This is a genomic window from Sulfurimonas sp. HSL3-1, assembly GCF_039645995.1.
Classification (GTDB): domain Bacteria; phylum Campylobacterota; class Campylobacteria; order Campylobacterales; family Sulfurimonadaceae; genus Thiomicrolovo; species Thiomicrolovo diazotrophicus.
The window spans coordinates 2,239,852-2,259,731 of the sequence record NZ_CP147920.1 but is presented as its reverse complement, the minus strand read 5'-3'; the positions used below and the strand labels follow the sequence as shown (position 1 = coordinate 2,259,731).

21 protein-coding genes and 1 tRNA gene are annotated in these 19,880 nt (G+C 55.4%); 19 read left to right on the top strand and 3 right to left on the bottom strand.

Annotated elements, in window-relative coordinates; genetic code table 11:
* The first annotated feature begins 87 nt into the window (after positions 1-87).
* The 3 genes from WCY31_RS11500 (at position 88) to WCY31_RS11490 (ending at position 3,046) form a co-directional block, all read left to right on the top strand.
* Positions 88-1,503: an aldehyde dehydrogenase family protein gene (locus WCY31_RS11500; protein WP_345972487.1), complete on the top strand. Its 1,416-nt coding sequence runs from the start codon at positions 88-90 to the stop codon at positions 1,501-1,503.
* A gap of 132 nt (positions 1,504-1,635) precedes the next feature.
* Complete coding sequence (locus tag WCY31_RS11495; protein WP_345972486.1) at positions 1,636-2,079, top strand: DUF523 domain-containing protein; 444 nt, start codon at positions 1,636-1,638, stop codon at positions 2,077-2,079.
* Between the two features lie 460 nt (positions 2,080-2,539).
* Positions 2,540-3,046, top strand: coding sequence for a peroxiredoxin (locus WCY31_RS11490; RefSeq protein WP_345972484.1), 507 nt, complete (start codon positions 2,540-2,542; stop codon positions 3,044-3,046).
* Between the two features lie 56 nt (positions 3,047-3,102).
* On the opposite strand, the gene WCY31_RS11485 is transcribed toward WCY31_RS11490, so the two are convergent.
* A complete protein-coding gene (locus WCY31_RS11485; protein WP_345972483.1) occupies positions 3,103-4,716 on the bottom strand; it encodes a DUF3373 family protein in 1,614 nt (537 codons plus the stop codon).
* A 369-nt stretch (positions 4,717-5,085) separates the two neighbouring features.
* Between WCY31_RS11485 and rpsB the strand changes: the two genes are divergently transcribed.
* The 3 genes from rpsB (at position 5,086) to WCY31_RS11470 (ending at position 7,672) form a co-directional block, all read left to right on the top strand.
* Positions 5,086-5,856 carry a 30S ribosomal protein S2 gene (gene rpsB, locus WCY31_RS11480; protein ID WP_345969928.1) on the top strand — a complete coding sequence of 257 codons (771 nt, stop codon included), beginning with the start codon at positions 5,086-5,088 and terminating at the stop codon, positions 5,854-5,856.
* Between the two features lie 2 nt (positions 5,857-5,858).
* Positions 5,859-6,926, top strand: a complete 1,068-nt coding sequence (gene tsf, locus WCY31_RS11475; protein ID WP_345969927.1) for a translation elongation factor Ts — start codon at positions 5,859-5,861, stop codon at positions 6,924-6,926.
* Between the two features lie 101 nt (positions 6,927-7,027).
* A complete protein-coding gene (locus tag WCY31_RS11470) occupies positions 7,028-7,672 on the top strand; it encodes an ABC transporter ATP-binding protein (RefSeq protein WP_345969926.1) in 645 nt (214 codons plus the stop codon).
* Positions 7,673-7,676: 4 nt separating this feature from the next.
* Here WCY31_RS11470 and WCY31_RS11465 read toward each other — a convergent pair whose 3' ends face one another.
* Positions 7,677-8,144 carry a hypothetical protein gene (locus WCY31_RS11465; protein WP_345972481.1) on the bottom strand — a complete coding sequence of 156 codons (468 nt, stop codon included), beginning with the start codon at positions 8,142-8,144 and terminating at the stop codon, positions 7,677-7,679.
* A 75-nt stretch (positions 8,145-8,219) separates the two neighbouring features.
* Between WCY31_RS11465 and WCY31_RS11460 the strand changes: the two genes are divergently transcribed.
* The 4 genes from WCY31_RS11460 to argS all read left to right on the top strand — a co-directional run bounded on the left by WCY31_RS11460 (position 8,220) and on the right by argS (position 11,483).
* Positions 8,220-8,933, top strand: coding sequence for a hypothetical protein (locus WCY31_RS11460; protein ID WP_345972479.1), 714 nt, complete (start codon positions 8,220-8,222; stop codon positions 8,931-8,933).
* A complete protein-coding gene (gene gmk / locus WCY31_RS11455) occupies positions 8,930-9,550 on the top strand; it encodes a guanylate kinase (RefSeq protein WP_345969923.1) in 621 nt (206 codons plus the stop codon). The genes WCY31_RS11460 and gmk overlap by 4 nt, the downstream gene beginning before the upstream one ends.
* Positions 9,551-9,645: 95 nt before the next feature.
* Positions 9,646-9,882 (top strand): Sec-independent protein translocase subunit TatA/TatB, encoded by a 237-nt coding sequence (locus WCY31_RS11450; RefSeq protein ID WP_231019243.1) that lies wholly within the window; start codon positions 9,646-9,648, stop codon positions 9,880-9,882.
* A 5-nt stretch (positions 9,883-9,887) separates the two neighbouring features.
* Entirely contained in the window at positions 9,888-11,483 is a 1,596-nt protein-coding gene (gene argS, locus WCY31_RS11445) for an arginine--tRNA ligase (protein WP_345972477.1), read from the top strand.
* A gap of 384 nt (positions 11,484-11,867) precedes the next feature.
* Here argS and WCY31_RS11440 read toward each other — a convergent pair whose 3' ends face one another.
* A complete protein-coding gene (locus WCY31_RS11440) occupies positions 11,868-12,191 on the bottom strand; it encodes a DUF167 family protein (protein ID WP_345972476.1) in 324 nt (107 codons plus the stop codon).
* A 50-nt stretch (positions 12,192-12,241) separates the two neighbouring features.
* Here WCY31_RS11440 and WCY31_RS11435 point away from each other — a divergent pair, with 50 nt between their 5' ends.
* The 9 genes from WCY31_RS11435 (at position 12,242) to rfbA (ending at position 19,879) form a co-directional block, all read left to right on the top strand.
* Positions 12,242-12,625, top strand: a complete 384-nt coding sequence (locus WCY31_RS11435) for a hypothetical protein (RefSeq protein WP_345972475.1) — start codon at positions 12,242-12,244, stop codon at positions 12,623-12,625.
* Positions 12,626-12,630: 5 nt separating this feature from the next.
* Positions 12,631-12,990 carry a hypothetical protein gene (locus tag WCY31_RS11430; protein ID WP_345972474.1) on the top strand — a complete coding sequence of 120 codons (360 nt, stop codon included), beginning with the start codon at positions 12,631-12,633 and terminating at the stop codon, positions 12,988-12,990.
* Positions 12,991-13,034: 44 nt separating this feature from the next.
* A tRNA-Arg gene (locus WCY31_RS11425) sits at positions 13,035-13,110 on the top strand.
* Between the two features lie 313 nt (positions 13,111-13,423).
* Positions 13,424-14,335, top strand: coding sequence for a sulfate adenylyltransferase subunit CysD (gene cysD / locus WCY31_RS11420; protein ID WP_231019237.1), 912 nt, complete (start codon positions 13,424-13,426; stop codon positions 14,333-14,335).
* Entirely contained in the window at positions 14,335-15,810 is a 1,476-nt protein-coding gene (cysN, locus tag WCY31_RS11415; RefSeq protein WP_345972473.1) for a sulfate adenylyltransferase subunit CysN, read from the top strand. Before cysD ends, cysN begins: the two co-directional genes overlap by 1 nt.
* A 10-nt stretch (positions 15,811-15,820) precedes the next feature.
* Positions 15,821-17,554, top strand: a complete 1,734-nt coding sequence (locus tag WCY31_RS11410) for an SLC13 family permease (RefSeq protein WP_345972472.1) — start codon at positions 15,821-15,823, stop codon at positions 17,552-17,554.
* A 14-nt stretch (positions 17,555-17,568) separates the two neighbouring features.
* Positions 17,569-18,165, top strand: coding sequence for an adenylyl-sulfate kinase (gene cysC / locus WCY31_RS11405; protein WP_345972471.1), 597 nt, complete (start codon positions 17,569-17,571; stop codon positions 18,163-18,165).
* On the top strand, positions 18,158-18,931 hold the full coding sequence (gene cysQ / locus WCY31_RS11400) for a 3'(2'),5'-bisphosphate nucleotidase CysQ (RefSeq protein WP_345972469.1): 774 nt from the start codon (positions 18,158-18,160) through the stop codon (positions 18,929-18,931). Before cysC ends, cysQ begins: the two co-directional genes overlap by 8 nt.
* Before the next feature lie 69 nt (positions 18,932-19,000).
* Positions 19,001-19,879, top strand: a complete 879-nt coding sequence (rfbA, locus tag WCY31_RS11395; protein WP_345972468.1) for a glucose-1-phosphate thymidylyltransferase RfbA — start codon at positions 19,001-19,003, stop codon at positions 19,877-19,879.
* Position 19,880: the final 1 nt, after the last annotated feature.

The following is a 19,880-nucleotide window of genomic DNA, read 5'->3' as shown; positions in this document are numbered from 1 at the left end:
CGCGTGGGCCTGCCGCCGAGGCGAACCAAGTGTTAACGTAGGTATCCGGGCTTTGCCCGGATAACGTGAAAGAAGAGAGGAATAGTAGTGGAAGCAAAGGTATTTTTCGGCTCAAACGAAGCGGTGACGGGGAGCTGGACGGAACGCCTCAGCCCCTATGACAACAGGGTCGTGTCGAAGGCCCCAGTCTGCGGTGCAGAGGAGACGCTGCGGGCGCTGAAGATCGCCAAAGCGGCCACCAAAGCGGCCAAAGCGTCGACGTTGTCGCAGCGTTGCGACTGGCTGCACGACGTGGCGGCAAAGCTGCGGGAGCAGAAAGAGGATCTGGCCAAAACGATCACGGACGAGGTCGGCAAACCGATCGCTTTTTCACGGGTCGAGGTGGAGCGCTGCATCGAGACGGTCACCCTCGCCGCCGAGACGATGCGCACCATGCACGGCGAAACGATCAATACCGATGCGATGCCTAGCGGCCGCAAAACGACGGCCTTCTATATCCGTGAACCCGTCGGCGTTATCGGTGCAATCACCCCCTTCAACTTCCCGCTGAACCTGGTGGCGCACAAGCTTGCCCCGGCCCTCGTCGCGGGCAATACGGTTGTGCTGAAACCGACGCCGGAGGCGCCGCTGACGGCCTACAAGTTCGCCAAACTTTTCATCGAGAGCCCCCATGCGGTCAAAGACGCGCTGAGCGTCGTCTACGGCGATGCCGAAGTCGGCAGCACCCTGGTCGGCAGCGATATCCCGCGCAAGATCAGCTTCACCGGTTCCGTTCCCGTCGGTAACATCATCACCAAGAGTGCGGGGATCAAAAAGGTGAGCCTGGAGCTGGGCGGCAACGCGGCGACCTTCGTCGACAAGAGCGCCGACCTCGATCTCGCCGCGCAGCGCTGTGCGCTCGGGGCCTTCGTCAACTCCGGTCAGGTCTGCATCTCGCTGCAGCGCATCTATGTCCATGCCGACGTCTACGACGTGTTTGCGCAGAAAATGGCCGAAGCGACGCAGAAGCTCGTTGTCGGATCGCCCTACGAAGACGATACCTTTATGGGACCGCTCATCAACGAAGAGTCGGCTGAAAGGGCGCTTTCATGGGTGCAAAGCGCCATTGACGAAGGGGCGCGTCCGATGACGGAGGTGAAGTGCGAAGGCACGATGTTCTACCCGACGGTGATGGCGGACGTCACCGATGATATGGCGATCGTCTGCGAGGAAGTCTTCGCGCCGATCGTCTCCCTGGTGAAGGTCGAGGGGTTTGACGACGCTGCCCCCCGCATGAACGATTCGCCCTACGGGCTGCAGTTCTCCATCTTTACCAACGACCTGGCATTGACGCAGCGCGCAATCAGCGAGCTTGAAGCAGGCGGGGTCGTCATCAACGATATGCCGACTCTGCGTTTCGACATCCAGCCCTACGGCGGGGTCAAGCTCAGCGGCGTCGGTCGCGAGGGGCCGCGGTTCGCCATCGAGGAGATGACGGAACTCAAGTCCGTTGTCATCGCGTAGCATCATGAAAAAAGAGAAGGTGATCGTCTCCGCCTGTCTGCGGGGAGAAGCGTGCCGGTATGACGATATCTCGGGAAAAATCGTGAGCGACCTCACGATTGTTCTGAGTAAGATAGTTTAATGGGATGGAATATGGGAAAGGAAAAGGTAATAGTTTCTGCATGTCTACTGGGCGAAAAATGCCGATATGATGGAGCCACTAAAAAAGATGACGGTGTTCTCGCCTTTCTCGCAGACAAAGAGGTCGTCCCCTTCTGCCCGGAAGCTCCGGTCCTGGGGACACCCCGCGGACGGATCAGTATCATCGCGACGGAGGATCACGGCCTGCGGGTGAAAAAAGATGCGGACGGTACCGACGTCACCGATGTGCTCGTCGAACAGACCGAGACGCTGATCAAGGCGCACCCGGATGCGACGAAGATCATCCTCAAATCGAAATCTCCCAGCTGCGGGATCGGGACGACGCCAATTCTGGATGAAGCGGGCAACGAGATCGCCAAGGGAAACGGGGTGGCTGCAGACCTGTTGCTGTATGCGTTTCCAGACATTGATATTTCGGATGAGAATACTTTTTAGGGCTACTTCTTCTTTTCCTTATCTTTTTACAAAGAAACGCAACCAAAAGACAATGGAAAAAGAGAGCTTCGGTTCACCGAAGCGCATTAATCAATAGGCAAACGGTCGTTAAGCGTGCCTTGAAAGCCGTTGCGGAGGCATAAAGCCGGGAGCAGCGTGCGATTCGCGCAACGACGATTTTCTTTTGGTTCTTTTCTTATGAAAAAGAAAAGAATGAGCAGAGTATTTCTTTGCCACTTTTTTAAAAAAAGTAGCGCAAAAAGCGGCCTTTCGCGAATCGCTCATCCCTCCCGGCTTTGGGCCTCCGGGATGGCTTTCAAGGAACGCTCAAGGCCAAGGGCCTATTTGATTGAATGCGCTTCGACGTGTCGAAGCTCTTTCGATTGGTCTTGCGGGGAAAGAATGGTTGCTGCACTTGGTACCTATGCTATGATTCCCCAAAAATGAAAAGGACAAAATAATGCTTGAAATCGGAACCGTTGCACCGGATTTTTGCCTGGAGAACCAGGACAAGGTGGAGATCTGTTCGCGCGATCTCAAAGGGAAATGGATCGTGCTCTACTTCTATCCCAAGGACAATACGCCCGGCTGTACGACCGAAGCGTGCGACTTTACCGAGCAGCTGCCGGAATTCCAGGGGCTCAAAGCGGCCATTTTCGGTGTCAGCGCGGATTCGCCGAAGGTCCACCGCGGCTTTATTGAGAAGCAGTCGCTAAAGATCACGCTGCTCAGCGACCCGGAGCATACGATGATGGAAGATTACGGCGTATGGGCCCTGAAGAAGAACTACGGTAAAGAGTATATGGGCATCGTCCGCACGACCTACATCATCGACCCGGAGGGCAAGGTTGCCGCTGCATGGGGGAACGTCAAAGTACGCCAGAAGCGTTCAAAGCAGGGGGTCAAATACGAGATCGTACATGTCGAAGAGGTGAAAAAGAAACTGGCGGAATTGCAGAACGGCTAAAGGAATTTTCTGTTGCTGAAGTAAAAGGTTACTAGCACCGCCCGAAGGGGAGGCGCTTAGTAGCGGTAGCGCAGGTAGAAGCGGATGTCCTGTGCTTTGTCGACGGTCGCGCTTGCCAGTCCCGGATTGGTGGCGGCGAGATCATCGATCTTATACGGCGTACCCGTCGTGGAGCCAAAGAATCCGTTGGAACCGGTGTAGTCGTAATCGATGTACGTATAGCGGATCTGGAAGCTGAAGACATCCTCGATCAGGTAGTCTGTGTAGTAGGCTTCGTAAGCACTACCGCGCGCCGCGACTTTGGAACCGATGTTCGTATCCTCGGCGTAGGTAATTGAACGCCAGTACTTGTCGCCGTGGTTGTATTCAAAGCCGATGCGTCCCATATCGGTGAACAGTGTCGGGACCTGGAGACCGACCCAGTAAGACGAACCGGTTTTGCTCTCTTTCGAACCAAGCATCCCCTGATCGGCCGCACCCTTTTTCGGATCGGTGATACTCACGGCACCGCTGGCGAAGAAGATCGTGTCATCGAGGAAATCGCTCCAGCCGTTGCCGATACCGTTGATCATGAAGTTCGCCGTGACCGCGTGCATGTTCCCGACATCCTGCATGTTGTGGAAGACGTATCCGCTTGGCGTCGGGGTGACGGAAGCGTCGATGAGGTGGGCGGCATAGTAGTACTGCGCGCCGAGGCTGTACTGGCCGTCATCGTAAGGAACGAAGATCAGGCCGCCGAGATCGATGTCCGGGAGGTCGGCGTCATTCTTGGCGTAGGGAGCGGCGATACCCAGGGTATTGTTGCTATCCATATTGATCGTAAAGAACTTCGCGTTGGCATTCGTGCCCCCGCGTCCGGCGCAGAATTTGATGTACATTCCGTCGATGCCGGTGAGATCCTCAAAGCTGAACTTGGAGCTCATACCGTCAAATTCGACGTTGATGTTGTGCCCCATCGGTGACGCGGGACGGTCGTCGTCGCGCAGGTTGATCAGGTGGCCGTTGGTGGAGGGGCGGCGGCCGATGCTGAAGGTCCAGGGGATCTCCGCGCCGAGGAAGGTATCGTTGCGGTAGAAGAAGTAGGCGGAGCGGACGCGGACAACGTCGTCATAGGCGTTTTCGTTCGTGATCCAGTCGAAGGTCTCGAAGCCCGGGTAGCCCCCATTAAACCCGCTGCGGTATCCATAGGCCTTGTTATAGGCGAGCTGGGCCGTAAAGCTCATATTTTCCGTCGCCAGCCACTCCATGTTGAGCCAGAGGCGGTTGGTGAGAAAGGCGTCATTGCTCTGGGTATCGTCGCCGTCGAAGGCCATCGTATCGGGGTTGTAGGCGTTCCCGGCCATCTTGTAGTTCAGGTTGTCGACGGCCGTACGGAAATCGACGCCGAACTTGAGGTGGCTTCCGGAGGTGTTGCGGTTGATGGTACTGATCTGCTCTTCAAGGTCGGTCAGACGCTCATCTGTTTCATCGCCTTCCTCTTCGCTGCCTTCTTCATCGTTTTCCGTTGCTGCTTCCTCATCGGATTTGGCGTCTTTCATCGCGGAAAGCTGCTCCTGGAGGGCCTCGATCTGCGCCTCCATCGCCTCCATGCGGTCGGTGGTTTCATCAGCCTGGAGGCCGATACTGAGCATGGCCGCGGCGGCAACGGAAAGGATCAACTGTTTTTTCATTTTAACTCCTTGTATCTGTGTCTGTTTTTCCGGACAACTAATCCTTAACATAAGAAAAACAAATTAATCACAAATGTATCATACAGCCTACCAGAAGTAATATAAATAGAAATTGAAATTAACGGCCGTGAAAGGGAGGAGGAGGCGATATTGCTTAACACTTTCTTAAGGCTATATAAGGTAAAATTCCGCGATTTTCTCCATGCGTTCTGACCGAATTGCCGGGGAACAAGATCTCAGGTGCCAAACCCAAAAACCGGTGCAGCCTTTTCTGAAAAAATAGAGCAGGACTGCCGGGGGCATTGAAGCGAACCGGTATTTTTTAATTTAATCGTGCCCCGGAGGCACGATGCAGAAAGGACCATAATTATGGTAACTATGAAAGACCTTCTCGAGTGCGGTGTCCACTTCGGCCACCAGACACGCCGCTGGAACCCGAAAATGAAAAAATACATCTTCGGTGTCCGCAAGAACATTTACATCATCGACCTGCAGAAGACGCTGCGCTACTTCCGCAACACGTACCAGATCGTCGTTGACGCAACAGCCGAAGGCAAGACGATCATGTTCGTCGGTACGAAGAAGCAGGCACGCGTTGCCGTCAAAGAAGCGGCAGAGAGCTGCGGCATGCCTTACGTCGATAACCGTTGGCTCGGCGGTATGCTGACCAACTTCCCGACGATTCAGAAATCCCTTCGCAAGCTCGAAGTGATCGAGCAGATGCAAGAGAGCGGCCAGATCAACCTGCTGACCAAAAAAGAAGCGCTGATGATGGCACGTACGAAAGAGAAGCTCGAGTCTTACCTCGGCGGTATCCGCGACATGAAAAAACTGCCGGATATGATGTTCGTCGTTGACGCCGTCAAAGAGCACATCGCCGTTAAAGAAGCGCGCAACCTCGGTATCCCGGTTATCGCACCGCTCGATACGAACTGTGATCCGGACGTGATCGACTTTCCGATCCCGGGCAACGACGACGCGATCCGTTCCATCCAGCTTTTCTGTAAAGAGATGGCGGCAGCGGTCAACGAAGGTAAAGCGATGATCGCCGACAACGCGGAAGCGGAAGGCGAAGAGGTAGAAGCGGCTGCAGAAGCTGCGGAAGCAACAGCAGAAGAAACAACGACAGAGGAAGCATAAGCATGGCAGCAATTTCAGCAGCAATGGTAAAAGAGCTGCGTCAGGCGACTGACGCACCGATGATGGACTGTAAAAAGGCGCTCACCGAGTCAAACGGCGACATGGACAAAGCCAAAGAATGGCTGCGTGAACGCGGGATTGCTCAGGCCGCTAAAAAAGCGGACCGCGTTGCTGCTGAAGGCTCTATCGGTCTGAAAATCTCTGCAGACAACAAGCGTGCGACACTGGTCGAGATCAACTCCGAGACAGACTTCGTTGCGAAAAACGAAGGCTTCCAGAACCTCGTTTCTACTACGGTAGAGCAGGCGTTCACGACGGAAGCGGACAGTGCGGAAGCGCTGCGCGAAACCGAGTATGAAGGCAAAGCGTTCAGCGTCTACTTCGACGAAGCGGTCGCAAAGATCGGCGAGAAGATCGAACTCCGCCGCATCGCGGCACTGAGCGGAAGCGAAAACGTCGCTGTCAACGGTTATATCCACTCCAACACGCGCATCGGCGTTATCGTTGCGATCGAGTGTGACTCTGCGAAAACGGCTGACGCCATGGTTGCCGTGGCGAAGCAGGTCGCGATGCATGCATCCGCGATGAAACCGACGACACTGAGCTACAAAGATTTCGACGCTGATTTCGTTGCTGCCGAAACCAAAGGCCGCATCGAAGCGATCAAGAAAGAGAACGAAGAGCTCGCGCGTCTGAAAAAGCCGCTCAAAAACGTGCCGGAGTACATCTCCATGTCTCAACTGACAGAGGATGTCCTGGCAGCGGCCGAAGCGAAGATGAAAGAGGAACTGATCGCCGAAGGCAAGCCTGAGAAGATCATCCCGAACATCCTGCCGGGTAAAATCGCGCGCTACATCGAGGATAACACGACGCTCGACAAAGAGCAGTGCCTCCTGGATCAGAACTATGTTCTCGACGACAAGAAAACGGTAGCTGCCGCAGTTGCCGAAGCGGCAAAAGCTGTCGGCGGCAGCGCTGAAGTCGTCGCATTCGTCCGTCTCGAAGTCGGCGAAGGCATCGAGAAGAAACAAGACGACTTCGCTGCCGAAGTCGCTGCACAGATGGCGTAAGCCCTCTGCTGCTCCCTTCCGGGTGACACTGTCGCCCGCTTTTCTCCCCCACTATCCAAAACTAACCCAGAACTAACGCAAAACGCACTATTATTGCACGTATGAAACTGCTAGAAGCCAGCGGCATTGCCCACCATTTCGATTACCCGCTCTTTTCCGGTGTGGATCTCTCGATCGACAGCCATGAGTCCGTTGCCATCATCGGGGTCAGCGGCAGCGGAAAGTCGACCCTGCTTCACATTCTCTCAACCCTGCTCACTCCCGACAGCGGGGAAGTGACGCTGATGGGCGAATCGATGGAAGGGCTCTCCAACCGCGGTCTGGTGGAGCTGCGTCGGAAGCAGCTGGGGATCATTTTCCAGTCGCACTATCTTTTCAAAGGATTTACGGGTGCGGAGAACCTCGAGGTCGCATCCATCCTCTCGAACGAGCCGGTTGAACCCGAACTGCTCCGAGCCCTCAAGATCGAGCATGTCGTCAACCAGAAGGTGACAGAGCTTTCCGGCGGCCAGCAGCAACGCCTCTCCGTCGCCCGGGTGCTGACGAAGAAGCCGCGGCTTATCTATGCCGATGAGCCGACGGGGAACCTGGACCTGGAGACGGCCTGCGAAGTGATGGACCTCTTTGACAGCTATATCGCGAAACACGACGCCGGGCTCCTGCTCGTCACTCACGAACTGCAGCTAGCGGACCGCTGTCAGCGGGTGTACAAGCTCGAAGAGCATCAGCTGGTCCGCGTGAAATAGCGCCTCAGCGTTCGAAGTACGCTTTGCACTCCTGCCGCAGCAGCTGAACCGTTTCATCGAATGCCTTGCGCTCTTTGCAGAGCATCAGACCTAAAGCGCTTCGGAGCGTCTCGGTCTCGAGCGTACCGCTCACGACGCAGCCTGTTTCGGACGTACAGAGGAGGCTGAAGGTCATGGCCGTTTCGGGGGACAGGAGACAGGCGTGAAGGGAACGGTACATGGCCCACTCTGATGCAGTCTCCCGCGAGGAGGTGATGAGCGTCATATTCTTATCGTTTTCGAGCGCTTGGCGAAGGGCCTGGCGGAGATAGGAGTCATCAAGACGTTCTGTTACGAGGACCAATGGGGTGCCGCCGCTGCGAATCATGACCCCGAGGGTGTGCCTGGCATCCTGCCAGCGGTGCGGAAGCAAAAGCGCGTTGTCGGCAGAGAGGGCCGTGAGGATCAGGCCGGCGATCAGGAGGGGTTTCATTCGAATTGAGATGCTTTTTTGTTACAATGTTAACACACTTTTACGGGTATTTTCATACCGCATTCAAGGGACGTTATGACCATCGCGCTGTTTAACACCACTCCCATTGTCGCTAAATTGGTCGAACGTCTGGCACAAAAACGCGGGGATTCATTATTACAACCGGGTGCCGCCGGCGGGCGGCGGGCGGACGTCGCCATTGTCGATGACAGTGTCGCCGCGCGCTACGACGCAGCGGCCGCGAAAACGCAGGGACACTATGCCATTTTCATCGGCTCACGCTTCGACGCCATGCCCCAGGGGTATGACGCGTCGTTGGGGAAACCGTTCCTGCCCGAAGAGCTGGCGCGGGCCCTTGATGATGCCGAGATGGCCGTAAGCGCCCTGGTTGAACGCAGCGACGTCTTTGACGCCGATGAAGCGGCGGAAGCGTGGGAGGAGGAGTCGGCGGCACCGCTCTTTGACAGCGCGGAGATCGATGAGCTCAAAGAGCTGCTCGATGCCGTGGAGGGCGAAGAGGCCGAAGAACCGACGTACGGCGATCAGATCGAAGCGGCGATGGAGCACATCGACCGGCGGGAGTGGGAACAGCCGATCGAGGAGGTGCTCTATGACGCCGATGCACCGGAACGCACGCCGGAAGAGACGGATTTCAGCGACATCGACCTGCATGCGCGTGGTGTCGAAGCTCTGCAGGATCTGATGGCGATCCTCAGCGACGAATCGGTCGCGCAGGCGCTCAAGGCGATGGGTGTGCGCATTGATATTTCATTCGGGGAGAAGGCATGAACAAAAACGGCGGAGCGATCCTGGTCCTGTCGGGCCCAAGCGGTGCGGGGAAGAGTTCCCTGATCAAAAAAGTGGCCGAGGCGATCGGACCCTACTACTTCTCGATCTCGACGACGACACGTCCGATGCGCGAGGGGGAAGTGGACGGTGTGCATTACCACTTCGTCGACGAGGAGAGTTTCAAGCGCGATATCGACGAGGAGAACTTCCTGGAGTATGCCGTCGTCCACGGCAACTACTACGGTACTTCGCTCAAGCCCGTCAAGGCGGCCCTCGCCGAGGGGAAGCTGGTCATCTTTGACATCGACGTCCAGGGGCACGACGCCGTTCAGAACCGCATGGGCGACATTACGACTTCCGCGTTCATCACGACCCCGACGCTGAGCGAACTTGAACAGCGTCTGCGGGCGCGGGCAACCGATGCGGCGGAGGTGATCGAACGCCGGATCGATATGGCCAAACGCGAGGTTCAGCGCATGAGCGAGTACGACTACATCATCATCAACGACGACCTCGACGAGGCGGCGGAGGTGCTTGTCTCCGTCGCCAGGGCCGCCCGCCTGAAAGTCCCGACCCTCAAGATCAACGCATTCGTACAGGCGTGGGAAGCGCACTAGCGCCCCTCCCGCCGCCGCAAACGTTTTTACTAACCAATATCCCTGCATTTTTTCGCTATTATTACATTTCCAAAAAAACCACCTAAGGATTTACTATGGGTATGCCAAGCGGAACTGAACTGCTGTTGATTTTCGGGATCATCGTCCTGCTCTTCGGTGCGAAAAAAATTCCGGATCTTGCCAAGGGTATCGGCAAGGGAATCAAGAACTTCAAGAATGAGATGAAAGACGAACCGGAAGAGGTTGCAAGCAACGAGGCCCCCAAAAAAGTCGAGGGCGGTGACGCAACGGCGGCTTCCGAAGCACCCAAAGAATCCGAAAAACAGGCGTAACCGATTTGAAACAGCGTGTATCGGCGCTTCTCAAAGCGCAATTTGAGCGCGAGGTCGTGCTCGAAAAGCCCAAAGACCGCTCTTTCGGGCATTACGCCACCCCCATTGCCTTCTCCCTGGCCAAAGAGCTGCGCAAATCACCGATGGTGATCGCCGACGAACTGGCTTCCTCCTTCGGCGAACATGCGATGTTCTCCGCGGTCGAAGCGACGAAGGGGTACATCAACTTCCGACTCTCCGAAGCCTTTATGGACGAGTACGCCGGCTGGGCGCTTGCCAATCCGGAGCAGTTCGGCCATGCCGACCGCGAAGGCAAGATCCTGCTCGAGTTCGTCAGCGCGAACCCGACGGGCCCGCTGCACATCGGCCACGCCCGCGGCGCGGTCTACGGCGACACGCTGCTGCGCCTCGGACGCCGCCTGGGCTATGACATCACGGCCGAGTACTACGTCAACGACGCCGGGAACCAGATCGACCTGCTGGGCCTTTCCTTGCAACTCGAAGGGCAGCACAGTGTCCTCAACATGGAAGTCGAGTGGCCGGAGAAGTACTACCGCGGCGAATACATGACGATCCTTGCCGAAGAGGCACTCGGCGCATTCGGCAGCGACATCCTCACCAACGTTGACCGCCAGAAAGAGCTCGCGCTCTGGGCGAAGGACAAGGTGATGGCTCTGATCGTCTCCGACCTGGGCGACGCGAATATCCACTTCGACACCTTCGTCAGCGAAGCGTCGCTTTACGACGACTGGGACCGGGTGATGAAGAAGCTCGGCGAGGGCGTTTACGAGGGCGAAGAGAAGCTCTGGCTCCGTTCGACGGAGCACGGGGACGAGAAAGACCGGGTCGTCGTGCGCGAAGACGGCCGCCCGACCTACCTGGCCGGCGACATCGTCTACCACAACCGTAAGTTCGAACAGGGATTTGACCACTATATCAACATCTGGGGTGCGGACCACCACGGCTACATCGCCCGCGTGAAAGCGGCGGCCCGCTTCCTGGGGTATGATGCCGACAAGCTGGAGATTCTGCTGTCGCAGATGGTCAGTCTGCTCAAAGACGGCGAACCGTACAAGATGAGCAAGCGGGCCGGGAACGTCATCTTGATGAGCGACATCGTCGAGGAGATCGGGGCGGACGCCCTGCGCTTTATCTTCGCGAGCAAGAAGAGCGATACGGCCTTGGAGTTCGACGTCGAGACGCTCAAGAAGCAGGACAACTCGAATCCGGTCTACTACATCAACTACGCCCATGCGCGGATCCAGACGATCCTCTCCAAGAGCGAGCTGACGGAGGAGCAGATCATGGCGGCGGAGCTCATAGGGCTCAATGCCGACGCCGACGCACTGCTCTTTGAAGCGCTGCTGCTGCCCGAGGTGATCGAGGACGCCTTCGCATCGCGCCAGGTGCAGAAGCTGCCGGAGTACCTCAAGTCCCTCGCGGCCCGTCTGCACAAGTTCTACTACGACTACCGCGTACTGGGGACCGAGGAAGAAGCGAAACTGCTCAAACTCTTCTTGATGGTTGCCCTCTCCATCCGCACCGGCCTCTCCCTGATGGGGATCACGGCCAAAGACCGGATGGTCGCCGACGAGAAGTAGGCCTCGGGCTCACTCCGCCACTCACTACCTTCTTTCTTCATGTACAAGAAAAGCTTCGATACGTCGAAGCGCATCTATCAATAGGCAAACGGTCGTTAAGCGTGCCATGAAAGCCGCTGCGGAGGCATAAAGCCGGGAGCAGCGAGCGATTCGCGCAACGACGATTTTCTTTTGTTTCTTTTCTTATGAAAAAGAAAAGATAGAGAAGAATACATGTATGCCACTTTTTTAGAAAAAGTAGCGCAAAAAGCGGCCTTTCGCGAATCGCTCGCCCTTCCTGGCTTTATGCCTCCAGGGCGGCTTACAAGGAGCGCTCAAGGCCAGTTCTCCAATTTTATTGGATGCGCTTCGGTGTGCCGAAGCTCTTGTGAGATGTAGCGCGAGTTACGCTGACACCGGCGGTTCGACGCCCTCGGGCAACAACCGAGGGCTTTTGATCCGTACCCGTTTATTCCTTCCCAGCTCACCCGACTCTATCGTGACGTCCCCCTTGGCAACCTTGCACATTTTCGCCAGCAGTGCTATGATGTGTTTATTGGCCTTGCCGTCCACGGGCGGGGCGGTGATGCGCAGTTTGCGCTCCTCGCCCATGATTTCGGCCAGTTCGTTCGAACTCGCTTTGGGCTGGATACGCAGATGAAGGATGAGATCGTCGTTATCGAAGGTGTACCACATAGCGGCATTATAACGCGTAGTAGATAGGGCCAAGGAGTGACACCCGCTGCCAGCTTTATGCTGCGCACTCAAGAAGGCTTCGCATGAAACTTTTTTTCCTGATCGTCCCCATGCTGCTCATTGCTGCGACACGGCAGGAGTGTGCCCGGATGGTCGAAGCCTTCGCACCAATTGAAAAGGCGTATGACGCGGTGATAGAGGCCGAGATACCCTCTCCGGCAAGCGAAAAGGTGATACGGCAGTTCAGGAGCGAGGGCGGGAAGATCTATAAAGTCTGCAAAGACAGAATGAGCACGACGCAGTGGTACATGCTGGGTAAGAAGATCGACTCCGAACAGGCCGACATCGCCTCATACCACCTGGAGAACGTTGCGGAGCTGAAACGCTACGCCATTACCCATCCGCCGGTGGTGACCGAAGTACGCTGCGGCACGATTCAGCAGGGTATTCACCCCTTGCCGAAGTGAATGTCATGAAAATATCCATCATCGCAGTGATTGTCCTCCCGGTGCTGCTTGGCGCGCTGTCGTGCGAAAAACTTGAAAGCGATTTTACCGCTCTCGACAAGCAGTACCGCGCCGCGAAACGTATCCAATCCCCGACGTCGCGCTACGACTACTATTACCGCTACATTGCCAAGGGAGCCGAACTGATGGCCTGGTGCCGCAACGATCCGCGCAACTACAGCTATACGGAAATCGTGCGCAAGCTCTGTGCGGCGGACCGTGAACGCAGCGGGTTGCGCCAGAGCGTCATCGAGGAGCAGTGGCGCGTCAATAATGTCCAGCCCGTCGTCAACATCATCTACAAAGAGTGCGTCTACCAGTATTGAAAGCTCCGTTCGATACAATACCTATCTTCTTTTCCATCCGATACGTCCTCATCGCTTAACAGGATAAAGCAGGGCCCTCCTAAGGCCTAGCTCGAGGTTCGAGTCCTCGTGGGGACACCACTGACTTTTCGTGACCAATGTTGACCGATATTGTTTAAAAAATAAGCTATTTGAGTACACTTTCACCCTAAAAATTTGTTAGCATTTTGTAACACTAAACCACTAGTTAATGCACTATTTATATGAGAAAAGGTAGAATCCGAAGATTTTATAGAGAGCAGCAATGAGAATACGAGTACGTTTTCACCGACAGCTGCTTGGATGATTAAAGTGAGTATCGTACTGCTATAGCCTGGAGAGGTTCCTGCACAAGGGCATCGTGGCTCTTCAATCGAAAAAACACCCATATATTCACAAGGAAGGATAAACATAGATGCTAGATGAGAAACGCCTGACACACCTCAAACAGCTTGAGGCCGAATCGGTGCACATATTGCGCGAAGTCGCCGCAGCCTTTTCAAACCCGGTGATGATGTACTCCGTCGGCAAGGACTCCTCAGTCATGCTGCATCTGGCGATGAAAGCCTTTGCCCCCGGCAAAGTGCCTTTTCCAATGTTGCATGTCGATACCCAGTGGAAGTTCGGAGAGATGATCGAATTCCGCGACCGCCGTGCCAAGGAATTGGGGTTTGACCTGGTCGTTCATTCGAACCCCGAGGGGGAGCGTATGAATATCTCGCCTTTTGAACACGGCAGCAAAGTTCATACGGACATTATGAAAACAGAGGGGCTGAAACAGGCGCTTAATATGGGCGGTTACGATGCCGTCATCGGCGGGGCGCGCCGGGACGAGGAGAAATCGCGGGCCAAGGAGCGTATCTTCTCTTTCCGCGACAAGCAGCACCGCTGGGATCCTAAGAACCAGCGTCCGGAGCTGTGGAACGTCTATAACACGGCGATCCAGAAGGGCGAAAGCGTCCGGGTCTTCCCGATTTCCAACTGGACGGAGCTGGATATCTGGCAGTACATCTACCTTGAGCAGATCCCCATCCCGTCGCTCTATTTTGCCAAGGAGCGCCCGGTCGTCGAGTACGAAGGGACCAAGATCATGGTCGATGACGAACGGGTGCCCGAGGAGCTGAAGGCCAAGGCGAAAAACGAGATGGTCCGTTTCCGGACACTGGGATGCTACCCGCTGACGGGGGCAATCAACTCTTCAGCCGCAACCCTGCCGGAGATTATCAAGGAGATGCTGCTCTCCAAAAGCAGTGAACGTGAAGGCCGTCTGATCGACAAGGATCAGGAAGGGGCAATGGAAAAGAAAAAAATCGAGGGGTACTTTTAATGGCGCATACACCGGCAGAAAACATCGAAGCTTATCTCAAGGAGCATGAGAACAAAGATATGCTCCGCTTTTTGACCTGCGGAAGCGTCGATGACGGCAAAAGCACCCTGATCGGGCGCCTGCTGTACGATTCTAAAATGATCTTCGAAGATCAGCTCGCCGCCGCGGAGAGCGAAAGCAAAAAGTACGGTACGACCGGCGAGAAGATCGATATGGCACTGCTCGTCGACGGGCTGCAGAGCGAACGCGAGCAGGGGATCACCATCGACGTCGCTTACCGCTTCTTCGCGACGGACAAGCGCAAATACATCATCGCCGACACCCCGGGCCACGAGCAGTACACGCGCAACATGGTCACCGGCGCCTCGACGGCGGACGTAGCAATCATCCTCATCGATGCGCGCAAAGGGATTCTGACCCAGACGAGACGCCATACCTACATCGTCAACCTGCTGGGGATCCGTCACATTGTCGTGGCGGTGAACAAAATGGACCTTGTAGACTTTTCCGAAGAGCGCTTTGAGGAGATCAAGCACTCCTATGAGAAAGAGGTGCTTGACCAGCTGCCGATGCACGGTGCGGCGCGTCCGGAAACGATTTATATTCCGATGAGCGCCCTGGATGGCGACAACGTTGTTGACAAGAGTGACCGTATGCCTTGGTTCAAAGACAAACCGCTGCTCGAACTGCTCGACACGATCGACTACCGCAATGCCGAACAGATCGCCGGTGACAAGGCCTCTTTCCGCTTCCCGGTGCAGTACGTCAACCGTCCGAATCTCGATTTCCGCGGATTCTGCGGGACGATCGCTTCGGGCAGCGTCCGCGTTGGTGATGCCATCACCGTGCTACCTTCTGGCAAGACAACGACGGTCAAAAGCATTATCAATTCCGGTGACGTCACCGAGGCGGACCGTCATGCAACAGCGGATGCAGCCTATGCCCCGATGGCCGTGACGATCACGACGGAGGATGAGGTTGACATCAGCCGCGGTGACATGCTGGTACACACGGATGACGTTCCCCGCGTCTCCAATGCATTGAAAGTGATGCTCGTCTGGATGGACGAGACGCCGATGCAGCCGGAGCAGAGCTATTACATCAAGCGGGCGACGTCAGACGCGACCGGGCGCTTTGAAGACATCAACTACAAGATCGATGTCAACACCTACGAGCGTGAACAGGTCGATACGCTGGCGCTCAACGACATCGCCTCGTGCAAACTGGTGCTCAACCGTCCCATCGCGGCGGACCACTACAGCGACAACCGTCAGACCGGCAGTTTTATCGTGGTTGACCGCGTGACGAACAATACCGTCGGGGCGGGGATGATCGTCGACGTCGCCGCGCGGGAGCATGAGAAAGTCGCGTCGGTACGTGAATATACCGAGGCCGAAAAGGCGCTCAACGCCTACATCCGTGAACACTTCCCCGAGTGGGGTGCCCGTGACGTTTCCGTATTTGAGAACAATTAAGTAAAACGCCATGAGTGTCATGCTGGTCCTGTTTTCGCTTGGAGGGTTGATCGTGCTGCTCATCCGCGGCACCATCCGTCCGGGAGTGCTTTTTTTCGGTTTGTTGATGCTCTATTACCTTACCGGGCTTATCGAGACCAAAGCGATGCTGCACAACTTTGTCAATCCGTCGCTGATCGTGCTGGTACTGCTGATCGTCATTTCAAGCGTGATCGAGCGCACGGCCGTCGTGGAGTGGCTGTCGCATGCGGTCTTCTCGCCGAACCGTTTCGCATCGATGCTGCGACTGACGGGGCTGACATCGCTTTTTTCCGCTTTTTTGAACAATACGGCCGTTGTCGCATCGATGATGAGCATGGTCAAAAACAACAAACACGTTGCCCCCTCCAAAGCGATGATCCCCCTTTCGTATGCGGCGATCTTCGGCGGGACGATGACGCTCATCGGTACGTCGACCAATCTGATCGTCAACGGCTTCGTTGTCGATGCGGGCCTCACGCCGCTGTCTCTGTTTGATTTTATCTATGTCGGACTCCCGCTGGCCGTGGCCGGGGGGCTATTTTTGAGCCTGTTCGGCTCAAAGCTGCTGCCGACCTATGCGACAAAGGGACGTGCCCAGGAGGAACGCTATTTTCTGGAGGCACGCGTCGGTTCCGATTCGCCGCTTGCCGGAAAGACGATCCAGGAAAACGGTCTTCGCAGCATGGAGCAGCTCTTTTTGGCGGAAGTCATGCGCGGCGATCGCCTGATCTCTCCCGTCACGCCGCGGGAGGTGCTGCAGGCGGGGGATGTCCTGATCTTTACGGGCAATATGCGCGACGTTCAGGAGCTGAACCGTTTCAAAGGGCTGGCGATTTTCGACAACAAGCGCTGCCCACTGCAGGACAATCTGACGGAAGTCGTCGTTTCCCATGAATCGGCGCTGGTGGGCCGAACCATCAAGACGGCAGAGTTTCGCACGAAGTTCGATGCGGCGGTCGTTGCGGTACGGCGGGGGAGCGAGAAGCTCTCCGGCAAGCTGGGCAATATTGAGTTGCAGGCGGGGGATACCCTCCTGCTGACGGCGGGAGAGGACTTCTCCAAACGCGAGAATTTGAAAAAGAATTTCTATTTCGTATCGAACCTGTCGCTCAACCATAAGTTCGATACGAGGACGAGCCTGCTTATTCTGGGCCTTTTCCTCGGCGTGATCGTTTTAAGCGCGACGGGTGTGTTCCCCTTTTTGAAAGGCCTTTTTGTCCTGCTGGGGCTCTTCATCATATTCAAGTTCTTGTCGCTGCGCGATGTAAAATTGACGTTCCCCTTCGAACTGGTGCTGATCATCGGCTCGGCGCTGGGAATCGCCCAGGTGCTGATGAACAGCGGCGTCGCGGAAATGTTGGGCAACGGGATTAAAGAGGCGACAGGGAGCATAGGAATATACGGCACATTCGCCGCCGTCTACCTGATGACGTTCCTGTTGACGGAGATCATCACGAACAATGCCGCGGCTGCCCTCAGCTTCCCCGTCGCCTACGCAACGGCAACGGCGCTGGGCACCGACCCTATGCCTTTTATCATGGCGGTCGCCTACGGCGCAAGTGCGAGCTTTATGAGCCCCTACGGTTACCAGACGAACCTGATGGTCTACGGTCCCGGCGGGTATAAGTTCGCGGACTTTGTCAGGATCGGATTGCCGGTTTCGGTACTTTACAGCGCGCTTGTGCTGGCATTGGTACCGATATTTTTTCCGTTCGGCAGTTGAATCAAGGAGAGTTAATGGAGAACATTGTTTGGCATGATCACCATGTTACGATGAACGAGCGTGCGGCACTCAAAGAGCAGAAGCCCTGTGTATTGTGGTTCACGGGACTGAGCGGATCGGGCAAAAGCACGATTGCCAATGCCGTCGAGGCAAAACTGCTGGAGATGGGCAAACACACCTACCTGCTCGACGGGGACAATATCCGCCACGGGTTGAACAAAGGGCTCGGGTTTTCCGACGAAGACCGCATCGAGAACATCCGCCGCATCGGCGAAGTAGCGAAACTGTTTGTCGACGCCGGCGAGATCGTGCTGACGGCCTTTATCTCGCCTTTTCGAAGCGACCGGGAACAGGTACGTTCCCTCGTCGGGGCGGGGGAGTTTATCGAAGTCTTTATCGATACGCCGCTGGCGGTCTGCGAAACCAGGGATCCGAAGGGACTCTATAAAAAAGCCCGGGCCGGCGAGATCCCCAACTTTACGGGCATAGACTCTCCCTACGAAGCGCCGGAAATGCCGGAAGTGCATATCCGCAATGACAATATCCCCGTCGAAGAGGCCGCGATGCAGGTCATCGACTATCTTGAAACCAAAGGACATCTGAATGCTTGAAACGATTGATCTCGATGCCGTTGTCGCCATCGCCCAGAAGGCAGGAGACGCCATTATGGACGTTTACGAAAAAGATTTCGGCGTTGAATACAAAGACGACAAGTCGCCGCTGACCGAGGCCGACACGCTCTCCAACGAGATTATCTGCAGTGCCTTGACCGCGCTTTATCCGCAGATCCCTTTGATGTCGGAAGAGAACAAGGAAGTGCCTTTCGAGGAGCGTAAAGGGTGGGAGTACTACTGGTGTATCGACCCCATTGACGGGACCAAAGAGTTTATCAAGAAAAACGGCGAGTTCACCGTCAATATTGCTCTCATCCACAAAGACAGCCCGGTCCTCGGCGTCGTCTACGCTCCGGCCCTGGGCGATATGTACAAGGCGAAAAAGGGGGAGGGTGCGTTTAAAAACGGCCAGAGCCTGCCGCTGAAACGCAACCTGACCCCGGAGATGTACCTCAATGTCGTCGCGAGCAAGTCTCACCTCTCGGAAGAGACCCAGGCGTTTATCGATGCGTTGGCGAAGACGACGGAGGAGATCCACCAGGTCTCCAAGGGAAGCTCGCTCAAACTCTGCATGGTCGCCGAGGGCGAGGCCGACGTCTACCCGCGTCTTGCCCCGACGATGGAGTGGGATACGGCCGCGGCGGATGCCGTCGTACGCGAAAGCGGGAAGATGACCTATCAGTATCAGCCAGATTCTGAAGTAGAAGTGCCGATGGTCTACAACAAAGAGAACCTGCTTAACCCCTGGTTCGTTGTTAAATAAAGTTAATTTTAAAATAGATTGTAATCGTTTGGAAAACTATTTGCAATACACTTCGCGAAAAGGATCACTATGAAGGGCATCATTTTAGCCGGCGGAAGCGGGACGCGTCTCTACCCGATTACACGGGGGGTTAGTAAGCAGTTGACGCCCATTTATGACAAACCGATGATCTATTATCCGCTTTCTGTATTGATGCTAGCTGGGATACGCGAAGTACTGATTATTTCTACTCCAAAAGATCTGCCCCGCTTCGAGGAGCTCCTCGGAGACGGCAGTGAGATAGGAATGCGTTTCGAATATATTGAACAGCCTTCTCCAGACGGATTGGCACAGGCATTTATCCTTGGCGAGGAGTTCATCGGCGATGATGATGTGTGTCTGGTTCTCGGGGACAATATTTTTTACGGACAAGGGCTGACAGAACTTTTGGGGAACAGTGTTAAAACCGTTCAAGAAGAAAGAAAGTCTGTGGTCTTTGGCTACTATGTAAATGACCCCGAACGCTACGGCGTTGTGGAATTCGACAATAACGGAAACGTATTAAGCCTGGAAGAAAAGCCGAAATCACCCAAGAGTAATCATGCTGTAATCGGTTTATATTTTTATACGAATGAGGTAGTGAAGATTGCCAAAAACATTCAGCCTTCAGAGAGAGGCGAGCTTGAAATTACGTCTGTGAATACAGAGTTTTTAGGTAGAAAAGCTTTAAAAGTCGAGGTCATGGGACGCGGGTTTGCATGGCTCGATACCGGCACGCATGAAAGTTTGCTGGAGGCCAGCAATTTTATTGAGGTGATTGAAAAACGGCAGGGGCTAAAAGTGGCTTGTTTGGAGGAGATTGCATTTCACAAGGGTTATATTGATGTTGCCCAACTGAAAAAACTTGCCGAACCTCTACTGAAAAATCAGTATGGGCAGTATTTGATGCGTATTGTTGAAGGAAGATAGT

Bases quoted from the DNA above. Each gene is read 5' to 3' on its own strand.
- WCY31_RS11495 (WP_345972486.1), top strand. From the start codon at position 1,636: ATGGGAAAGGAAAAGGTAATAGTTTCTGCATGTCTACTGGGCGAAAAA.
- WCY31_RS11490 (WP_345972484.1), top strand. From the start codon at position 2,540: ATGCTTGAAATCGGAACCGTTGCACCGGATTTTTGCCTGGAGAACCAG.
- WCY31_RS11485 (WP_345972483.1), bottom strand. From the start codon at position 4,716: ATGAAAAAACAGTTGATCCTTTCCGTTGCCGCCGCGGCCATGCTCAGT.
- rpsB (WP_345969928.1), top strand. From the start codon at position 5,086: ATGGTAACTATGAAAGACCTTCTCGAGTGCGGTGTCCACTTCGGCCAC.
- tsf (WP_345969927.1), top strand. From the start codon at position 5,859: ATGGCAGCAATTTCAGCAGCAATGGTAAAAGAGCTGCGTCAGGCGACT.
- WCY31_RS11470 (WP_345969926.1), top strand. From the start codon at position 7,028: ATGAAACTGCTAGAAGCCAGCGGCATTGCCCACCATTTCGATTACCCG.
- WCY31_RS11465 (WP_345972481.1), bottom strand. From the start codon at position 8,144: ATGAAACCCCTCCTGATCGCCGGCCTGATCCTCACGGCCCTCTCTGCC.
- WCY31_RS11460 (WP_345972479.1), top strand. From the start codon at position 8,220: ATGACCATCGCGCTGTTTAACACCACTCCCATTGTCGCTAAATTGGTC.
- gmk (WP_345969923.1), top strand. From the start codon at position 8,930: ATGAACAAAAACGGCGGAGCGATCCTGGTCCTGTCGGGCCCAAGCGGT.
- WCY31_RS11450 (WP_231019243.1), top strand. From the start codon at position 9,646: ATGGGTATGCCAAGCGGAACTGAACTGCTGTTGATTTTCGGGATCATC.
- WCY31_RS11435 (WP_345972475.1), top strand. From the start codon at position 12,242: ATGAAACTTTTTTTCCTGATCGTCCCCATGCTGCTCATTGCTGCGACA.
- WCY31_RS11430 (WP_345972474.1), top strand. From the start codon at position 12,631: ATGAAAATATCCATCATCGCAGTGATTGTCCTCCCGGTGCTGCTTGGC.
- cysD (WP_231019237.1), top strand. From the start codon at position 13,424: ATGCTAGATGAGAAACGCCTGACACACCTCAAACAGCTTGAGGCCGAA.
- cysN (WP_345972473.1), top strand. From the start codon at position 14,335: ATGGCGCATACACCGGCAGAAAACATCGAAGCTTATCTCAAGGAGCAT.
- WCY31_RS11410 (WP_345972472.1), top strand. From the start codon at position 15,821: ATGAGTGTCATGCTGGTCCTGTTTTCGCTTGGAGGGTTGATCGTGCTG.
- cysC (WP_345972471.1), top strand. From the start codon at position 17,569: ATGGAGAACATTGTTTGGCATGATCACCATGTTACGATGAACGAGCGT.
- cysQ (WP_345972469.1), top strand. From the start codon at position 18,158: ATGCTTGAAACGATTGATCTCGATGCCGTTGTCGCCATCGCCCAGAAG.
- rfbA (WP_345972468.1), top strand. From the start codon at position 19,001: ATGAAGGGCATCATTTTAGCCGGCGGAAGCGGGACGCGTCTCTACCCG.